The organism is Tatumella sp. JGM118 (assembly GCF_018257515.1).
Taxonomy (GTDB): domain Bacteria; phylum Pseudomonadota; class Gammaproteobacteria; order Enterobacterales; family Enterobacteriaceae; genus Tatumella; species Tatumella terrea.
Window position 1 is genome coordinate 294128 of the sequence record NZ_JAERJR010000002.1, and the last position, 18656, is coordinate 312783.

Annotated in this window: 14 protein-coding genes and 2 pseudogenes; 7 read left to right on the forward strand and 9 right to left on the reverse strand. The window is 50.4% G+C overall.

Annotated elements, in window-relative coordinates; all coding sequences use genetic code 11:
• Positions 1-132: 132 nt before the first annotated feature.
• Positions 133-352: pseudogene (locus tag JK223_RS16880) on the reverse strand (DUF4158 domain-containing protein); the annotation flags it as partial.
• 147 nt (positions 353-499) lie between these two features.
• Here JK223_RS16880 and JK223_RS16885 point away from each other — a divergent pair.
• Both JK223_RS16885 and JK223_RS03810 read left to right on the forward strand, forming a co-directional pair.
• Positions 500-759, forward strand: a pseudogene (locus JK223_RS16885) (recombinase family protein); the annotation flags it as partial.
• 25 nt (positions 760-784) lie between these two features.
• Complete coding sequence (locus JK223_RS03810; RefSeq protein ID WP_212712878.1) at positions 785-1228, forward strand: hypothetical protein; 444 nt, start codon at positions 785-787, stop codon at positions 1226-1228.
• A gap of 219 nt (positions 1229-1447) precedes the next feature.
• Here JK223_RS03810 and JK223_RS03815 read toward each other — a convergent pair whose 3' ends face one another.
• Positions 1448-1726, reverse strand: coding sequence for a hypothetical protein (locus JK223_RS03815; protein WP_212712879.1), 279 nt, complete (start codon positions 1724-1726; stop codon positions 1448-1450).
• 244 nt (positions 1727-1970) lie between these two features.
• Positions 1971-2579 (reverse strand): TetR/AcrR family transcriptional regulator, encoded by a 609-nt coding sequence (locus tag JK223_RS03820; RefSeq protein WP_212712880.1) that lies wholly within the window; start codon positions 2577-2579, stop codon positions 1971-1973.
• Positions 2580-2745: 166 nt separating this feature from the next.
• Here JK223_RS03820 and JK223_RS03825 point away from each other — a divergent pair, with 166 nt between their 5' ends.
• Entirely contained in the window at positions 2746-3933 is a 1188-nt protein-coding gene (locus JK223_RS03825; RefSeq protein ID WP_212712881.1) for an MFS transporter, read from the forward strand.
• A gap of 261 nt (positions 3934-4194) precedes the next feature.
• On the opposite strand, the gene JK223_RS03830 is transcribed toward JK223_RS03825, so the two are convergent.
• On the reverse strand, positions 4195-4461 hold the full coding sequence (locus JK223_RS03830) for a DksA/TraR family C4-type zinc finger protein (protein WP_212712882.1): 267 nt from the start codon (positions 4459-4461) through the stop codon (positions 4195-4197).
• Positions 4462-4869: 408 nt separating this feature from the next.
• On the opposite strand from JK223_RS03830, the gene JK223_RS03835 reads away from it, so the two are divergent.
• Both JK223_RS03835 and JK223_RS03840 read left to right on the forward strand, forming a co-directional pair.
• Complete coding sequence (locus tag JK223_RS03835; RefSeq protein ID WP_212712883.1) at positions 4870-5847, forward strand: hypothetical protein; 978 nt, start codon at positions 4870-4872, stop codon at positions 5845-5847.
• Positions 5848-7071: 1224 nt separating this feature from the next.
• On the forward strand, positions 7072-7278 hold the full coding sequence (locus JK223_RS03840) for a hypothetical protein (RefSeq protein WP_371813061.1): 207 nt from the start codon (positions 7072-7074) through the stop codon (positions 7276-7278).
• Positions 7279-7978: 700 nt separating this feature from the next.
• On the opposite strand, the gene JK223_RS03845 is transcribed toward JK223_RS03840, so the two are convergent.
• Positions 7979-8422 (reverse strand): NUDIX hydrolase, encoded by a 444-nt coding sequence (locus tag JK223_RS03845; protein ID WP_212712885.1) that lies wholly within the window; start codon positions 8420-8422, stop codon positions 7979-7981.
• Positions 8423-8825: 403 nt separating this feature from the next.
• On the opposite strand from JK223_RS03845, the gene JK223_RS03850 reads away from it, so the two are divergent.
• Complete coding sequence (locus tag JK223_RS03850) at positions 8826-9320, forward strand: M48 family metallopeptidase (protein WP_212712886.1); 495 nt, start codon at positions 8826-8828, stop codon at positions 9318-9320.
• A 1528-nt stretch (positions 9321-10848) separates the two neighbouring features.
• Positions 10849-12006, forward strand: coding sequence for an FAD-dependent urate hydroxylase HpxO (gene hpxO, locus JK223_RS03855; protein ID WP_212712887.1), 1158 nt, complete (start codon positions 10849-10851; stop codon positions 12004-12006).
• Between the two features lie 519 nt (positions 12007-12525).
• Here the strand turns inward: hpxO and xdhC are convergent.
• Genes xdhC through guaD form a run of 4 tightly spaced genes read right to left on the reverse strand, consistent with a single transcriptional unit; the run spans position 12526 to position 18417 of the window.
• Positions 12526-13302 carry a xanthine dehydrogenase accessory protein XdhC gene (xdhC, locus tag JK223_RS03860; RefSeq protein WP_212712888.1) on the reverse strand — a complete coding sequence of 259 codons (777 nt, stop codon included), beginning with the start codon at positions 13300-13302 and terminating at the stop codon, positions 12526-12528.
• Positions 13292-15655, reverse strand: coding sequence for a xanthine dehydrogenase molybdopterin binding subunit (xdhB, locus tag JK223_RS03865; protein WP_212712889.1), 2364 nt, complete (start codon positions 15653-15655; stop codon positions 13292-13294). Before xdhB ends, xdhC begins: the two co-directional genes overlap by 11 nt.
• Positions 15645-17090, reverse strand: coding sequence for a xanthine dehydrogenase small subunit (xdhA, locus tag JK223_RS03870; protein ID WP_212712890.1), 1446 nt, complete (start codon positions 17088-17090; stop codon positions 15645-15647). The genes xdhB and xdhA overlap by 11 nt, the downstream gene beginning before the upstream one ends.
• The gene (gene guaD / locus JK223_RS03875) at positions 17074-18417 is read right to left on the reverse strand and encodes a guanine deaminase (protein ID WP_212712974.1); all 1344 of its coding nucleotides are present in this window, start codon (positions 18415-18417) and stop codon (positions 17074-17076) included. Before guaD ends, xdhA begins: the two co-directional genes overlap by 17 nt.
• Between the last annotated feature and the right edge of the window lie 239 nt (positions 18418-18656).

Here is an 18656-nt window from a genome sequence, read left to right on the forward strand (position 1 = left end):
CGGCTACCAGCGTATCCAGAGCGATAAGTTCATTGCTGCTCTGGAAGTTATAATGCCCGTTCAGCAAAATGGTTTGTTCAGGTCAGCAATAGTTGCATTACCGGGTTGTTCCGCCAGTATACGCACCTGTCACTGTCTTTCTTCAGAAAGAACCCGGCTCACAAGCTCCTGAAGCCTGGTATAACCGCGCCAGATAATTTTATGTTCGTTGAGCCAAATAATCAGCTCTGTGACAACAAAACCTGGGGTTACAATCCCTGTGAACAATGTGAGCGGCCTGCTGTTCAGGCTGTGAATACAGCGAAGATGACCACGAGCGGTAACCAAACAGTGCATATTTACCACGCATTGTCATCCTGACCCCGATTAATCATATCCGTAAGGGGATCGCTCCGCGGACATTCAAAAATGTGTCTGGTATCTGCGGAAAATCAGGCATAAAGTCATCTCATAGAGACAGTACGTTATCAATCTCTTTCATGGCTCCTGAATCGTACATATAACAATTGAAATACGCATAGGCTATGGACGTACCGTAAGCCAGGATCTGGCTGCGCAACAGGAAGCCCTGACCAGTCAGGGCGTTTCTCACGACCTGATTTACACCGATAAAGGACTTACAGGCTCATATCGCCAGCGACCCGGTCTGGAGAAGTGAACCAGGGAGACACACTGGTTGTACCAAAGCTGGACCGATTGGCCCGTTCAGTCCCGGATGCCAGAGCGATTGCGGACGATCTCCGGGCCTGGGGAATGAAACACCATCAGAGGCGAGTACAGCAAAATGGTAACGATAAAAAAAAATCCTCTGACATTTTTATCGCCATTAATAGTTGTTTTTATTATTACTGCGTGTAGTCAGGAAGGAAAAGTAAAAACACTGACTGAAATCGAAACCGGGCAAACGCTTGAGTGGTCATCAGAAGATGCAACCATTAAAGAGGATTGCAGTAAATTCCAGCCCACCCGTGAACAAATACTGAGTTTTTTTAACGAAGCCCAGCCTGTTGAAGGGTTTGTAGTGACTAAAGATCGTTATACCCCTTGCTTCACTTCCGGTCAGCTGGTCTGGCGTGACGGCACCAGCGCCAGCTGGAACTTATACTCCAGCGGAACAGCCAGTCTTTTGCTGAATAATGGTGAAACAATACATCTGTATCAGCGGGATTATCATTGGATTGACCCAATGGAATGCACTTATGGCTTGGGTGATGAAGGAGAGTGTTAATCAATTTTAACCTTTAACTATAAATCCGGAGCAGACCCGGACAGGTAAGTGACAGGTTTATTCGCATATTCGCATTACTGGCCGGAATTTCGGCGGTTCCGGTGTAGAACCCCTGTGCGAGATTTATTCGAACTAAGACGAAACCTTTTAAAGAATGCAAACTTACTACTATTCTTAATGTGCTTGTCCGACTGAGCAGGCGCCACACCGTTTTAAAGGTTACTGAGGAATTCTTTCACCATCGACCTGGTTACCGAACCGATCAAAATGCATCCGCTTTGTACCCTCCGGGAACACCTGCCAGATTTCACCATTGGGATAAGTTTTGCTGTACACCTGAGATTTGAGCAACAGTTTTACGCGACGATCTACCAGCGTCTTAAAATCAGCATCATTCAGCCAGCCATGATCGGTAGGGTTGAGTAACAAAGATTCCTCTTCCGTCGGATTCTGAACAGCATTGGCTAAAAGGTCAGGATATTTTTCATGTTCGGACACGGGTACCACCTTAATTTTTCATGCACGAATTATTGAAAGGATACACGGACAAGTAACAGATAATCCTCTGTTTATCGTGAAGAAGATGCATCAATAAAGTTCTCCCGCGATAACGTGTTCAGGCATTGTACTCCATCGATGACGGTCGCGGGTCCTTCAGCATCACTGTCCGGATGGCATGCCCGCCGTTAAGTGGTAATGAAGATACCCCCGGCTATCAGCGATGACAACGCCGGAATGTCCTTTATAAACGCGCAGCGTCCCAGAGTTTCATTATCTGCGGGATAGCTTTTAACGTCTCTTCCAGCGGGACATTGTCCCGGGCCAGCGTCGATATGCCCAGCAGAAAACTGTCGAAACAGACGGCAAGTGCGTGGGTATCTTCATTATCAATAAGTTCACCCTGATCTATGCCTCTTTGCAGACACTGTCGGATCCCTTCACGCGTCTGTTGCCTCGACGCTGCAAGTGGTTTCAGGATATGACTTTCGTCAGGCGGGCAGGGGAAGGCAACGCTAAGCGCCACCATACATCCACGTGGATGGCCTGCTTCATACTGCATTTTTGCCGAATTTATTAATGTCATCTCAAGCGCCTGACGCGGCGGAAGCCCGGCATCCTGCAGCGATGATGTCACCTGAGCATGTGAATTCAGATAACAGTTTACCGCCTCGCTAAAAAGTGCCGCCTTCGAGCCAAAAGCAGCATAGAAACTGGGCGCTGTTATCCCGTTTCCTATCGCAGCCTTCAGTTGCGCAAGCGATGTCGCCTCATACCCCTGTTCCCAGAAAAGATGCATTGCCTTTATGACGGCGTCGGTTCTGTCAAATTGCCTTGGTCTGCCTGTTCTCATGGTAATTCCTCCATACATATATACTAACCGATACATAAAAGTTGACAACAGGAATCTCTGCACTCAACATATATACCGATCGATACATTATTAATTCTCAGCTATTCACAAACCACACCTCTGGAGTCAGGGCTCCTTCAGGGGGCATATTAAGGGGCTGTTTTCTATGAAAGAAACCGGAGTTAACGACACATCAGGATTACCCGTGCCGGCACTGCTTGCACTGGCGATGACCGGCTTTATTTGTATACTGACCGAGACCATTCCTGCAGGGCTTTTAGCGGGTATCAGTGCAGGTCTTCATACTTCCCCGTCAGTTGCGGGTCAGGTAGTGACCGCTTATGCGGCGGGTTCACTACTGGCGGCCATTCCTCTGACTCTCCTGACCCGGACGTGGTCCAGACGAACAGTATTACTCTCAACGGTAGGCGGCTTTCTGCTCTTTAATTCCCTGACCGCGGTATCCGGAAGCATCGCTGTGATCATGGTTGCACGATTTCTTGCCGGTGCGGCAGCGGGTCTGGCATGGAGTTTGATCGCCGGGTATGCAAGACGTATGGTCTCGCCTTCATTACAGGGGCGGGCGCTGACACTGGCCATGAGTGGAACGCCTGTTGCACTTTCCCTCGGCGTCCCTGCCGGAACCTGGCTGGGTGATCTCATGGGGTGGCGTCTGACTTTTGCGGTGATGTCTGCGCTTTCTGTGATACTGATAGCCTGGATTATACTGGTGGTGCCTGATTATCCCGGACAGACTCTACGGCAAAAAGTACGGCTGACATCGGTCCTGTTTATTCCCGGTATTCGTCCGGTTTTGGGGGTGGTGCTGACCTGGATGATTGCGCACAATATCCTGTATACCTACATCTCGTCTTTTCTCTCACGATCCGGTCTGTCATCTGAGGTGGATATCGTTCTGCTGATTTTTGGTCTGGCGGCGATGGCCGGAATTTTTATTACCGGCAGAGTGATAGACCAGGGCCTGCGGATTGCCGTACTGCTTTCACTGTCACTATTCGCCCTGGTTTCACTTATCTTCGGTATTTCTTCCACGTCTCCAGGAGTGATCTATTCCGGGGTCGCCGTATGGGGATTGACGTTCGGTGGGGCAGCAACATTATTGCAAACCGCCCTGGCAGATGCTGCCGGTGAATATGCTGATATTGCGCTTTCGATGAATGTGGTGACCTGGAACTCCGCAATCGCGCTGGGTGGACTGACGGGAGGGCTTCTGCTGAGAAATGAAGGAGCAGGCAGTTTACCTGATGCTCTGGTTATTCTGTTAATCATTGCACTGATCATTGCCTTTCGTGCCAGCAAGCATGGATTTCCGGCGGGGAATCGCTCTTCATAACAGTCTGAATTATCTTACGGTCAGGGAGGAGAGTTTGATCCTGACCGTCATTTCCCGTCAGTCGTCTGGCGATGGGTATGATAAACCGTAAGACATTGCTTAGTTCGGTCATACCCTGAGCTTCATCAAAACGACGCTTTTGGACCGTTTTTTGCAGGTATTTACCGGTTTTTCCGGTGAAAGTCAGCGTGTCAGCCCTGTGGAAATACGCTTTCTGATATCAACTCCAGGCTTTGCAGGGTCATCGGACTCTGTGAGTGTTTAACGCAGCTGGCTATCTTTACTTCCGCGCCGGTTATACCCACTCGCGATGGCATTTTTTTTATCTTCTTTCGCCTGGCAATTAACACAATAGCGGACACCGGCCAACGCCCGCCGTCTGGCTTCAGGAATGGGCTCACCGCATTCATCACAGAATTCTGCGCTTTCACCCTGACCCAGATGATCTCTTGCGCGAGCGACAGCATCTTCAATGGTGGCATCAATTTGCTTATTAACGGCACCGTCATCAGACCAGCCTCCGGCCATAAATTATCCTCCTGTCTTCCCGGTAACACTGAAGTATAGACGAAAATGACCGGAAGACACTCCCGGCCCGGACGATGAACCTCAGAGTGTTTCTCTGCGCCGACAAAAAAAGGTGAAATATCACACAAAAATGATGGCGTCGCTATGTGAAATCTGGTGAAAAGAGCAGGGGGGCTATGGCTGTTTTTCGCGTAGCGATACCTGAGATTTACCTGCCTGTTTGCGGCAATTGTGGCTGACCGGGAATAAATGATGAATTTGACAACATATTTTCAGTGGTGACGATCAATTGATGCTGACAATAACCATTATCATTGGCTATGTCATCTTTCAGCATCCGGGGCTGATGACGGTTTTACTGAATGACACTACAGAGAATTCCTGCAATTGATCAATAGAGGATAGCTTATGCTTATTAATATTGCGTCGTTGAATGTATGTACTTTTTATCCGTTTGCCTGGAGCCCATCAGTCGATGTTGAACTACCCGACCGGGGGGATGACGAGAAAATAGAACATTATGCGGAAAGAATTTTCTCTGAAAAAGTCAATGTATTTAAAACGGGATTGAGTAAAGCCGTGAATAATAGTCAAAGAAAAGGCGAGTGTCTTTTCTTTAGTATGCCAGAATTTTACTGGAACCTCAGTCCGTATGCCTTCTGGAGTAAAGAGGATGTTGCCGGTGCCGCTGAATACTATATGGATCATATACCTGACATCATTACCCGTGTAATAGAAGATTATCCTGTCGGGGATTTCGGGAAAATTATCCTGCTTTGTGGATCCGCGGGGACACTTATTGAAACTGAGAAAAATTATGATGCCATCAACTATTTACTGGCAATTGATAATTTTAACTTCAATGCTGATGGAACACATTGCCTTTCGATGTGGCCAAAAACACAAGTCGCTACCTATGATTACGGGTACAGTGGTGGGGAACAGGAGGTTATGCACTTTTTTATGGGAATGCCGGGGCATCCTCTTGGTCTGAATGTGAATGGTCAGGGAACCAGTGTGGCCGAACATAATACTAACTCCGGCTATGGCCCCACATTTGATAACGATATTCTGCCCGACGTTCCTTTTGCCATTAGCCTGTGCGCAGATTATGCAAAAGATGATGATTTTCGAAAGGAAGAATGGATGGATAAAAAACCAAAAATTCATTTTTTAATCGCGTCAGGAATGGGGTTATCAGCATCAAGAGAATATGGTCCTTCCGTTCAATATGCTATCCGTAATGACGGATACGGGGGAACGCTGGAAAAACCACATGCCGGCGGGTGTGACGTCATGGTGGTTGAATCGGGACACATCACCCGGGGTATCAGCCCGCTTTCTGTCGAAGATGATGTTTATTTCTATGAGCTGGAGGTAGTGTAAATCCGGATATGATATTGTCGCCAATGATGCTTACAGATTGCTGAAATACCATTGCAGAAACAGTTACCTGGTATTTCCCTGATATCAGTCAGCTAAACGTTTTAGAAATACAGGTTCATAATGTTCCTGGAGAAATAAACAGGGTTAAATTATATACACCACCAAAGGCCCGAATTTCCGGGCCTTACTTCTTAAGTAACCGGCATGAGTCGTTGCCCGGATTTTTCAAATTTATTTATATTACGTGCCCGATGACCGGGTTGCCCGCCTGAGAGAATATGCAGCATACCCTAAGTAACGCAATTAGGATTGGGGGGATCGGGTTGTTAATTATCGTAAAAGCGAAGAGGCGTTCCGCACATCCAATCGAACCTCCGGCATAGCGTTCTGCTGATAAACAGCAACACACCCCGGAATCATTCTGATACTGAGTCAGAGGGGCGTATCACTTCGGAACCTGAAAAAATTCTACTCCCGGCCGGCAAAGAGTTTCCTGTGATCCGGAATCACCTCAAGTGCCGCTTCACTGTTTTCATTGAGAAATGAATGATTGCCAGCAAGTCTCCGGGAACAGGATCTGACACTCCGGGTCTCCCTCCATGATGGAGATAAACCGGCGAAATATCACTCAAAAATAATGGCGTCGCTACGTGAAATCTGATGAAAGAGCAGGGGGTAAGGTGCCGATTTTTCGCGTAGCGTCACCGGTGATTTACCTGCCTGTCTGCGGTAATCGTGGCTGACCGGGAATAAATGATCAATCTGACATCATATTTTCGGCGGTGACGCTCAATTGATGCTGACAAAAACTATTATCATCGCAATGTCATGGCTTTGCGGCGGGTGTGAATGGCAGCAGTTAATCGGGTAAGCACACGGATTTGAGGATAGACAGAGAGCAGCTTTACTCAAATTCTTCAGGAGACTCTTTTAACGGTTGAGAATTTACAGCGACGTGTAAGAGATATGTCTGACATTGCATGCTGCGTCAGACTTTCATCTTCAGACATGATGTATTATCCCTCCATGCTCCATGCTCCATGCTGAGTGGGCTGGTATTTTGTGTACAGAAGCCTGATGACACTGAATTTTCTGTTAACCTCATTTAACTTTTGACTGGACACTATGAAAAAGACCTTTGTGATGACGTTGATCCTGATAAGCCTGACGGGGTGCGTTGGGTATCAGTGGGTTAAACCCGGAACCGACAGGCAGCAGGCAGAGATGGCTGAAACTGAATGTAAAGCTCAGGCGCTCAGGGATTTACCACCTGACAATCAAATCACGGGTAAATACACCTCTAAAAATAAAAAATATAAAACGACCGATACCAGCTACTCAACGAGTGACCAAAATGCGGGTCAGCGAGGTATTTTGGTGAAAGACTGTATGTATCGTAAAGGCTGGACACGTATCAAAGTCCAGCAGTAAATAAACGATGCTTTCCGGAAGTGGCTCAGGTCGTGGACTAACTTTCGGCGGCGGCCGGCGGTAATGACGTATCAATCTGTCCGGCTAAATACTGAAGCGGTGGTATTCAGAAACCGTCGGGCATCAGGGGTATTCTCAATGTCTGTGCGGGAGTTTTAATTCTAAGGCGCGAGTAAATATGGCACAGTCGCATTAAGGAAGATAATGCCGGGTAAACCACGAATAATGCGCCACAAATAGTACCGCATCGAGAGCAGTAACGTTGCCATGGATACCGGAGATGACGGCTAATTTCATTATTCACCAGAGAACAGGATGATCTGCGTCAGCAGACAAAAGTTATATTGAGTAAAGTAACGAGTAAAGATGACGGCCGCAACCAGGAAGGTGAGGCCAGGTGAAACAACAGGATTCAGGTGCGGGTATTCAAGTTTGTGTGGGTCCAGTGATTATAATATCCTATTTAACATAATATACATTATGCGAACCAGAGTAAGCCAGGCCGGATAATGATGGTTCCGTGTAATCTTAATCGCCGGCATCTGAACCTGCCTTTGGTGATGACCGATAACTGAGATCTTCGACCATTGTGGCAAGCCGATCAGTATCCAATGTTTCAACTCAGTTTTCATAACGTTCTGCAGTAACGTAGCAAAACCCTGGCTGGCTATGTTTCAGAGCTCCTCCTGGTGCTTTTGGTTTAACCCTGCGTTGAGCAGATATCAGGGATATTTGACGGGTAAACAATGTCGCCAGTATTTCTCAGTTCATTGAGATCCCACCAGTGATAATTATCAATGACTGATTTTTCATTTTCAGTCCATCCGTGGGTGCTGATATCTTCATTATCTATTCTGATTAAATAAAATCTCTCATATGCCAGAACCTGCTCACCGCTGGGTAGCGTCATTTCAAAAGTTCTTTCAGTTAACGATTGGCCCACATCGCCAACATCAATACCGGTTTCTTCTTTGAGTTCCCTGGTGGCGGCCTGCTCAAAAGTCTCTCCTGGTTCCACACCTCCACCGGGGGTCGCCCAGTATGCTTTACCTGCCAGCGCATCATCTTCATGCCTGAACCTGAATAATAAAACCTGATTGAGGGAATTGATGATAATCAAACGTGCGGAATGACGTGTGCGCAAAGGATGATTCCTTTTCTGTTTTCAAGGTAAGACAGAATAACTGATTTTGTGGATAAACATAAAACAGGATCGATTTTAAGTCACATTTCATTGCAGGCTATCAGACGTTTCAGGTTTACCCGAAACCGGTCATCTCCGGATACACGATCAGTACCGGTAAATCCGACGTTTACTCCCCTTTCCTTCTGGTGTCGCTACGTGAATTCTGATAAATCACCAGGAGATTACCCCTGTATTTTTTACGTAGCGTCGCCAAGATTTAAGGGGGGAAATGGCTGTATACGGATATTAACCGGCAGTTAAATGTCTTTCTGACACATGTTTTTTCTGCGTAATCCTGCTTGCCCCGGTAGCGGCCCTTATATGGTATGATGTCGGCCAGACCTCTTGTTATCCAGTATTTATGAAGCCATTAAAGTATCTTCAGGGATATCCTCCTGACATTCTCCGCCAGATCCAGGCCATCGCTGACCAGGGAAAACTGGGTCGCTGGCTGACCAGCAAATACCCCGACCGGCATGATATACAGAGCGATAAGTCTCTGTATCAGTATGTCGATGGCTATAAACAGCGCTATGTACGGAACGCATCTTCGCTTTCGAAGGTGTATTACGATAATAAACAAAACCCGATCACCGGAACCTTAGGCACAAATACCTTTGTCTCACGGGTTCAGGGCGGAAAACTGAAGGCAAATAACGAAATCCGGATTGCGACCTTGTTCCGTGATGCACCGGAAGCCTTTCTTCGCATGATCGTGGTTCATGAACTGGCGCATCTTAAAGAGAAAGAACACAATAAAGCGTTTTATCAGCTGTGTTGTCATATGGAACCGGATTATTATCAGCTGGAGTTCGATATGCGATTATGGCTGAACTGGCGCGATCAGCAGGCCTGATCCCTTAGGCCTGTTGACTATTGCCGTCGGGGTTTTCACTGATTTGTACACTGCACTTTCCGACGGCTCTGTTATTTACAAAACCTCTAGTGTATGTTGTAACTAAATAGGCCTCTTACAGGCCCTGTCTTTCGAATAAAACCGTACGTTGTACAAAGGTATACGTCCCTCTGCGCGATTTTCTTCGGATTAATCTCATGGCCGGTTATTTTATGAAGTTCGAAGTCATTAAAGACACCGGCCACGCAGAACGTATATTATCTTTTTCAGGAACAGTCGTTATTCACGCCCTGAGGGACTTTATTTCAATAACGATAAGTGAATCTCACCACCCGCTATTATCTTGTCCCTGCCCGTAATATTGTATTAACCGAAGAACCTTATGCTGCTTTTTATTCTAATAAGACATTGTGTAAATAAATACAATCTGCGAAGCCTGAATAGAGTTTCCCGGGGAGTTATTTGAGCAAGTTCTCCCTGCTACAGAAACAATCGCCAGTTAACGTCCCGGGCTGCACGCCTGATGGCGGGAAGATGAACACACAAAGAACAATGTAATAACTTTGTTTCCATTGTTTACATTATGGTTACAAGCGTGATTCATTTTCTGGCTCACTGAGCAGCCGTGCGTGGATGACCACAGAACCAGTCCCCGGGGGGGGAAACATCAATCGACTGATTTATATTAGTATTTTTTATTTCACTTTAAATTCAGAAATAAACAGTTGATAAAAAAAGTAAAGGCTAATAAATTAATCAAAGAAGAGGTTTTCAAAGGAAAAATCTATCATTGATACCCTTGACTGTAAGCAGTAATTGTTTTGATACCTCTGCCCTTTATTTTCAGGTTGTCTTCTTTATTCACGGTGACTGGCAGCACGGTTCTGCTATTAGTTGAGAGTTATCATTATCTGAATTCAATTTATTAATTTCTTCGATGACTGAATGCCAATACATTTTATGCACGGAGTAATAAATGAAAATATTCAGCGTTGGGATCAATGTAGTTCTATTACTTTCCTGTTTCAGTAGTTATTCCAGAGACGGAACCATTAACTTTACAGGGTATATTTATCAGTCTGCATGTGGTTACGACTCCTATAAAAGCGTATTTAATTGCCCGAAGGCCATCCGGACTGCGGCGACTCAAACGTGGCATAGGCTGACGACCGCCACGCTTCCACCGGATTTCGGTACCAGTCAGATGAACTGGCTAAATACCACCCATTCACGGGGCATTATGACCCTTTCTTATCGTTAAACTCCCCCGCACGCTTTGCGGTTTTTTACCCCGGGCGTCACGCTTCAGGCAGGCAGATGAAACCATCGATTCATAATGCCTGCTCGTAGTGCATCTTCCCGCCCATCCGCGATCATTGCACTTTCTGCGTGCATCTCACCGTTATATACCATCTTATTCAAACCATTGATTTTACTTGCTTTATCTATACCTCGTGAATAAATCACCCTATCCCCCGGGTTGGTACAAAAGTTGCAGCCATTCCCCTGTCCGGAAAAGGAGAGAAGAATGAAAGCAATAATTATTGGCGCCGGTATTGGCGGGATGAGTGCAGCCCTGGCGCTTGGCCGGTGTGGTTATGATGCTGAAGTCTATGAAGCCGTCAAAGAGATCAGGCCAGTGGGTGCCGCCATCTCTGTCTGGCCAAACGGGGTAAAATGCCTCAATTACCTTGGCCTGCGTGATCCGGTAAAAGCACTGGGCGGCAATATGGCCTGGATGGCTTACCGTGATTATATCAGCGGGAACGATATGACCCGTTTCAGTATGGCGCCTCTGGTGTCGCGTGTCGGTGAATCCCCCTATCCGGTCGCCCGGGCCGAGCTTCAGCAGTTGCTGATTGAAAGTTACCCTGCAGAAAAAATCCACTTTGGTAAGCGTGTCTGCCGGATAGAACAGGACGCAGAAGGTGTCAGCGTCTGGTTTGATGACCAGAGTCATGCCAGAGGAGATTTTCTTATCGCCGCCGACGGCACTCACTCCGTGGTACGGGAATATGTGCGGGGTTTCCCTACCGAGCGTCGCTATGCCGGTTATGTGAACTGGAACGGACTGGTGAGCATCGATGAGTCGATTGCGCCCGCGGATCAATGGACAACGTATGTCGGTGAAGGTAAACGCGTGTCCCTGATGCCGGTCAGTGATAACCGCTTCTACTTCTTTTTTGATGTTCCGCTGCCGAAAGGCTTACAGGAAGATCGCAGTACGGTCAGAGAAGACCTGAAAGGCTACTTCCGCGGATGGGCACCACCGGTGCAACGGCTGATCGATGCTATTGACCCGCAAACCACCAACCGGGTGGAGATCCACGATATAGAACCTTTCATGGAGTTTGTTAAAGGTCGCGTGGCACTGCTGGGCGATGCTGCACACAGCACGACGCCGGATATCGGCCAGGGGGGCTGTGCAGCCATGGAAGATGCCGTGGTACTGGCCTCGGTACTGGCATCGCATTCACTGAGTCTGGAAGACAGTCTGTTACGTTATCAGCAGCGCCGGAATGAGCGCGTTAAAGACCTGATCCTGAAAGCCCGTAAGCGCTGTGATGTCACCCACGCCAAAGACCCTCAGGTCACCGAAGCCTGGTATCAGGCACTCACCCGTGAAGATGGCGTCAATGTGCTGGCCGGAATGTGTGAAACCATCGAAGGCGGGCCATTGGGCTGATAATGGGACCTGTAGCTCCGGACCCGTACCGTACCATGCCGGTTATCCGCCGGCATTTTACTCCATGATGCCGGACGTCCCCGGCATCGTCAGCAGGCTCAGTGAGTCACCGGATGTCATCGCGTACACTCGCGATAGCTGACTAAACCCGTCCCGGAATAGCTTTCCTTACAGCGTCTTTCACAGATAACTTTCTGTACCGTGAGACGCAACGCTTAAGGCTCCTTAACGGGATCAGGAAAGATACACTAAACCGGGCTACGCCTGGCAATTCTCTGCGGCCCGGTATTCCGGGCTTTCAGCGAATAAAATGGCTTAGCCGCGGTCCTTCTGGCATTCAGCAATATACACTAAACCAGGCTGCGCCTGGCAATTCTCTGCGGCCCGGTATTCCGGGCTATCAGCGAATAAAATGGCTTAGCGGCGGTCCCTCTGGCATTCAGCAATGTGCACTAAACCAGGCTGCGCCCGGCGACTCTCTGCGGCCCGGTATTCCGGGCTATCAGCGAATAAAATGGCTTAGCCGCGGTCCTTCTGGTATTCAGCGATAATTTCTCCGGCAATGGATACGGCGATCTCCGCCGGCAGTTTACCACTCACTTCGGCGATCCCGGCCGGACAACGCATCGTCTCCAGTTCTCCGGCAGTCATCCCCTTGCCTTCCAGCCGGTAGCGAAATCGCTGCCGCTTAGTCTGTGACCCAATCACCCCCAGATACCGGCAATCCCCCCGGCGCAGCACCTTCTCTGCCAGCTGTAAATCCAGGTCATGGTTATGGGTCATCACCACAAAGTAGCTGCCGGGCGCGGCCGCCGTTACCACATCGGCTAATTCCATTTCACAATAACAGCGCACCCCCTGAGGGGCATGCTGTAAATATTCTGCCCGGCTGTCCGCCCAGACCAGCTGGCAGGGTAAGGTCGCCAGTAAGGCAATCAGTGCCTGTCCGACATGACCGGCCCCCAAAACCACAACCTGCGGACGTGAATTCCACAGCGGTTCAAAAAAGACGGAAACCGCCCCGCCACAGCATTGCGCAAATCTGGCTCCCAGCGAAAACTGCTCATAACGGGGCTGGGATTCCCCCTGTTGCAGCATTTCACGGGCAATTTCCATGCAGCGGAATTCCAGCTGTCCTCCGCCGATGGTCAGCCAGCTTTGCTCTCCGGTAATGATCATCTTACTGCCGCCGCCACGGGGAACCGAACCACGTTCCCCCATCACGGTCACCAGCACACACGACATCCCCGCCTCGCGCAACTCCGCAAGCCGGGTGATCCAGTCGTCATTGTCCATTCCCGGCCTCCCGCAGTTTTTGTATCCCTGCCAGCACGCGCTCCGGGGTCGCCGGGCTGTCGGTCAGTGGATAATGGCGGTAGTCCGCCGTCGCTGAAATCGCATCCTGCAGGGCACAGAACACCGCGATTGCCAGCATAAAGGGGGGCTCCCCGACGGCCTTGGAATGGTAGACCGTCGGCTGACTATTCTCTCTCTCTTCCAGCAATTTGACCCGGAAATCGATCGGCATATCGCTGACGGCCGGGATCTTATAGCTGGCCGGCCCACGGGTCATCAGTTTACCGCTGTTGTCCCGGAACAACTCTTCGCAGGTCAGCCAGCCCTGGCCCTGCACAAATCCCCCTTCAATCTGGCCAATATCCAGGGCAGGATTCAGTGATGCACCGACATCATGCAGAATGTCTGTCCGCAGCAGGCGATATTCTCCGGTCAGAGTGTCGATGATCACCTCACAGCAGGCGGCACCATAGGCAAAATAGTAGAAAGGTTGTCCGCGACCCGCGGCACGATCGTAGTGAATTTCAGGGACTTTATAATACCCGGTGGCGGATAATGGCACCTGACTCAGCCAGGCCATCTGCGCAACATCCGCAAAGCTGTAATAGTGATCAGCGGCACGTACCACGCCATTACGGAACACGATCTCTTCGCCACGGCATTGATGTTTCTCTGCCAGCATCTCTGTCAGACGTGTACGTAAGGTGGTGGCCGCAATTTGTGCCGCTTTACCGTTAAGATCGGCCCCGCTGGAGGCTGCCGTCGGTGAGGTATTCGGGACTTTACTGGTATCGGTGGCCATAATACGGATCTTCGACGGGCTGATTTGCAGTACCTGCGCCACCACCTGAATCACTTTGGTGTTCAGCCCCTGTCCCATCTCTGTGCCACCGTGATTCAGCTGCACCGTACCGTCGGTATAAATCAGTATCAGTGCCCCCGCCTGGTTGAGAAACCCGGAAGTAAAAGAAATACCGAATTTGACCGGGGTCAGGGCCAGTCCGCGCTTCAGCCTGGTATGGCTTGCATTAAATGCACGGATGTCTTCACGTCGCCGGTGATAATCGCTGTCGCTGATCAGCTGCCGGGTGATTTCCGGCATCCGGTCATGCTTAATCTGCTGATAATAATGGGTGGTGTTACGTCCTTCGCCGCCATAGTAATTAAGCTGACGGATAGCCAACGGGTCACACCCCAGAAATGTGGCGATATGCCCCATAATATGCTCAATGGCCAGCATCCCCTGCGGGCCACCAAACCCCCGGTAGGCGGTATTAGACGCGGTATGGGTCCGGCAGCGGTAACCGGTGACACAGGCATCCCCGAGGTAATAGGCGTTATCCGCATGAAACATCGCTCGGTCCACAATCGAACCACTTAAATCCAGCGAATAACCACAGTCTGCCGCCAGGTCGATGTTCACACCGCTGAAGCGGCCCTGTTCGTCGATACCCACGTCATAACGGACATAGAACGGGTGACGTTTACCGGTGATCTGCATATCGTCACTGCGGGATAAGCGCATTTTTGCCGGCCGTCCTGTCAGGCGGGCAACCACCGCACAGAGACAAGCTACCCCGGCGGCCTGGGTTTCTTTCCCCCCGAATCCGCCCCCCATCCGGCGCATATCGATCACCACATGACTCATCGGGATATCCAGTACGGAAGCCACCAGCTTCTGTACTTCGGTCGGGTTCTGGGTCGAAGAGTAAACGGTGACACAGTCGTCCTCGCCCGGCAGAACCAGTGCCGTCTGGGTTTCCAGATAAAAGTGTTCCTGCCCCCCGATGGAAAACTCTCCCTGCAACCGGTGTTTTGCGAGGCCCAGGGCCGCCGCGACATCTCCGCGCTGGTGACGATGCGGCTCCTGCACATAAAACTCCTGAGCCAGTGCCTGACGCACATCCAGCACAGCCTCCATCGGTTCGTATTCAATTACCGCCCGCGCCGCCGCCTCAAAAGCCGCTTCACGGGTTTCGGCCGCGACCACCAGCACGATCTGCCCGTGGTAGAACACTTCGCCATCGGCCAGTAACGGATCACCGGCTTCTAACGGACCAATATCATTGACCCCCGGCACATCCTGGCAAGTGATCACCCGGACCACCCCCTCCACGTCATAACAGCGGCTGACATCCAGCGTCATAATCCGTGCACGGGCATGTCCACTGAGCCGCGGAGCCAGATGCAACGTCCCGGCCAGACAGGTTTTATCATCGATGTACAACGCATCACCGCAGACATGCTTTTTAGCACTCTCATGGATTAGCGGACTGCCGACCGTGGCCGGACTTTCAGCGTCAAACAGTGCTTTCAGGGCTTCCCGGGAGAGCGCGACAGAATTATGAGACATAGTCGGAGATCTCCGTCAGGTCAGAAGGATCGCTATAGCGGAAATACCAGCGACGTAACAGATTTGCCGCCACATCACGGCGGTATCCGGCACTGGCCCGGAAATCACTCAGTGGCTGAAAATCTTCAGACAGTGCGGCACAGGCCTGCTCGATCAGTGCCACGGTAATGACCTGCCCGGAAAGTACGGCTTCACAGTGACGCGCCCTGCAGGGCGTCGCGGCCATTCCGCCGTAGGCGATCCGCACAAACTCCACACGCCCCTGAGGGTCTGCAGAAATCGTCATTGCGGCGAAGACAGCAGAAATATCATCATCCATCCGTTTTGAGACCTTATGCAGGCTGATTTTTTGTGACAGTGTCACGGATGGAATGATCACCGAGTGTATAAACTCTCCCGGCTGAAGGCGCGTTTGCCGGTAACCGGTAAAAAATTCTTCCAGAGGCAGCTGACGTTGCTGCTCCCCGCATTGCAGTATCAGCTGTGCATCCATTGCCAGAAGCACAGGCGCACAATCACCAATCGGTGACGCGTTAGCCAGATTACCGCCGACCGTGCCCTGATTACGGATTTGTAAGGATGCGAATCGGCTGAACAGCGCCTTCGTCGCCGGAATATGTTGTTCCAGAAATGTGGCAACCGTGGTCAGGCTGGCGGCCGCACCGATGATCAGCCTCTCTCCCTGACGGTAACACTGTTTCAGCTCCGGTACATGGCTCAGCGCCACCAGCACCGGGAACCGCTGATGAGACTGGGTAATGGCCAGCGACAGATCGGTCCCACCGGCCACCAGCACGGCATCGGGATGCTGCTGACAAAGTCCGGCAAGCTGTGTCACATTCTGCGGCAGATAACAGACCCGTGCCTCTTGTTGCAGGACCTGTATTTCCGGTGTCTGTATCGCATTGAGCTGTTTTTTCGTCAGCGCCTGCTGACGCAGAAACTGATCCTGCCCCGTCCCCTGACGCATAATATCACTGGCGGCCTGCAGGATCGGGCGATAGCCGGTACAGCGGCAGAGGTTACCGGCCAGCGCCTGTTCCGTCTCTGTATGTCCGCCGGGACCCTTGTGTTTCATCAGGGCAAACAGGGACATCACAAAGCCCGGGGTACAGAAACCGCACTGAGAGGCATGGTTATCGACCATGGCCTGCTGTACGGGGTGTAGCTGCTGTCCCTCCTGCAGGTCTTCCACGGTGATCAGTTGTTTGCCATGTAAGGCACTGACCAGTGTCAGGCAACTGTTCACCGTCTGATACTTCAGTTCATCCTCTTCCAGTGAAGCCACCACCACCGTACAGGCACCACAGTCGCCCGAGGCACAGCCCTCTTTGGTACCGCACCGCTGTTTCTCTTCCCGCAGATAATTCAGCACCGTCATATTCGGGTCCAGATGACTGACCGTAATCAGCTGCTGATTAAGCAAAAATTGCATGGTCGTTCTCCTGTGTCTCACCCTGCGCCCAGACACATTCGCCGTTAACCCAGGTATGGGTGATATTACGTTCGTCTCCCAGTGTCATCAGGACAAAAAGCTGATCCGTAATATCCTGACTTCCGGCACAGCGCAGTTTCTGCAGCGGTGTGGCCTTCAGGTCAACCACAATAAAGTCAGCTTCTTTCCCCGGTGCGAAGTTACCAATAACATTATCCAGGTCCAGCGCATGAGCGCCGCCGAGCGTGGCATGATAAAAAGCTTCGCAGGCATTCAGTTTATAGCTCTGTAATTGCTGCACCTTATAGGCATCCCCCAGTGTACGCAGCAGACTAAAACTGGTTCCGGCACCGACATCGGTACCGATCCCGACCGGAATTTTCCTCGCCTTCGCTGCAGACAACTTAAACAGACCGCTGCCGAGGAACAGATTAGAAGACGGACAGAAAGCTACGGAAGAGCCGGTCTGTTGCAGACACGTCCATTCCTGATCCTGCAGATGAATACAGTGTGCAAAGACGCTGCGTTTCCCTGTCAGCCGGTAATGGTCATAGACGCCGAGGTAACTGTCATGTTCCGGGTAAAGCTCACTGACCCACTCAATCTCCCGTAAATTTTCACTCAGATGGGTCTGCATCCAGACATCCGGATATTCACGGCGCAGAGCGCCCGCCTGTTCCATCAGTGCCGGTGAGGAGGTAGGAACAAATCTCGGGGTGATGGCGTAACCCAGCCGCCCTTTTCCATGCCAGCGTTCGATCAGTTCGCGGGTCTGCCGGGCGCTTTCGGCCGGATCTTCCTGTAAAGCCGCGGGCACGTGCCTGTCCATCATGACTTTACCGGCAATAATACGCATGGCGTACTTCTGAGCTTCCCGGAAGAGCGCATCCACAGATTCCGGATGCACAGAGGCAAAGACCAGCGCAGTGGTCGTGCCATGGCTGAAAAGCTGACGGATAAAAAAGGCCGCCATCGCACTGGCATACTCACTGTCGCCGTACTTGCTTTCCACCGGAAAGGTATACTGTTCCAGCCACTCCAGCAGTTGTTCCCCGTACGCGGCAATCATCTCTGTCTGTGGATAGTGAATATGGGTATCGATAAAGCCGGGCATAATCAGCCGGCCCTGATAGTCGGTAAACACGCAGCCTTCCGGCACATCCTCCCTGCCGGTCCAGGGAGCCAGCGAAACGACCTTCCCGTCGGCAATTAATAGCAAGCCATCGGGCAGATAACGCAATTGCCCTGCAATTTCATCACTGTGGTGAGCCACTCCCGCATAATGGATAAATGCGGCACGGAATCCCTGCAGGCGTTTTTTTGACATCATAGTTTCCCGTCTCCTTTCCGGTCTCTTTCCCGAAATCTGCTGATAACCCATCCGTTATCAGGATACTATTGCAAGTAACATGCCAGAGTATTTTTTGTCAAAAAGTTATTTATTTTCAACAGGTTAACCTGATTATGCTCGGGTGTTTCCCGGGGCATGCCGCTTTACGGGTTGAAATAAAAGCAACCGGTTGCTTTTATCCGGCAACCGGTTGCGTTGATAATCATTCCCGGTGA